We start from the raw sequence: 688 nt of genomic DNA, 5'->3' as shown, positions 1-688 counted from the left end.
CGCCTGCGTATGCCCGATGTTGGACTTCACCGAGCCCAGCAGCAGCGGACGGTCCTCCGCACGGTCCTGCCCGTAGGTGGCCAGCAGCGCCTGCGCCTCGATCGGGTCACCCAGGCTCGTACCCGTGCCGTGCGCCTCCACCGCGTCGACGTCCGCGGCCGACAGCCGGGCGTTGGCCAGCGCCTGCCGGATCACCCGCTGCTGCGAAGGACCGTTCGGCGCCGTCAGACCATTGCTCGCACCGTCCTGGTTGACGGCGCTGCCGCGCACCACCGCCAGCACGGGATGACCGTTCTTACGGGCGTCCGACAGCCGCTCCACCAGCAGCATGCCCACGCCCTCGGCCGGACCGAAGCCATCGGCGTCGGCGGAGAACGCCTTGCAGCGGCCGTCCGCGGACAGTCCGCGCTGCCGGCTGAACTCCACGAACAGACCGGGCGTGGCCATCACGTGGGCGCCGCCGACGAGCGCGAGCGAGCACTCGCCGTTGCGCAGCGCCTGCACCGCCAGGTGGAGCGCGACGAGCGAGGCCGAGCACGCGGTGTCCACCGTCACCGCCGGACCCTCCAGCCCGAACGTGTAGGAGATACGTCCGGACATCACGCTGGCGGCGTTGCCGGTCCCCAGGTGGCCGGCGAAGTCGTCGTCGGCTTCCAGCAGGGCGGACAGGTAGTCGGAGCCGTTGACG

General features: G+C 71.9%; 1 protein-coding gene. It reads right to left on the bottom strand.

Annotated features, from left to right (window positions below):
- The coding region (locus LMU33_RS40860) for a beta-ketoacyl synthase N-terminal-like domain-containing protein (RefSeq protein WP_228627183.1) at positions 1-688 on the bottom strand (688 nt) is incomplete at both ends.

It is taken from the genome of Streptomyces barringtoniae (genome assembly GCF_020819595.1).
GTDB lineage: Bacteria > Actinomycetota > Actinomycetes > Streptomycetales > Streptomycetaceae > Streptomyces > Streptomyces barringtoniae.
The sequence above is the reverse complement of the archived record's forward strand: the minus strand, read 5'-3'. Positions and strand labels throughout refer to the sequence as shown.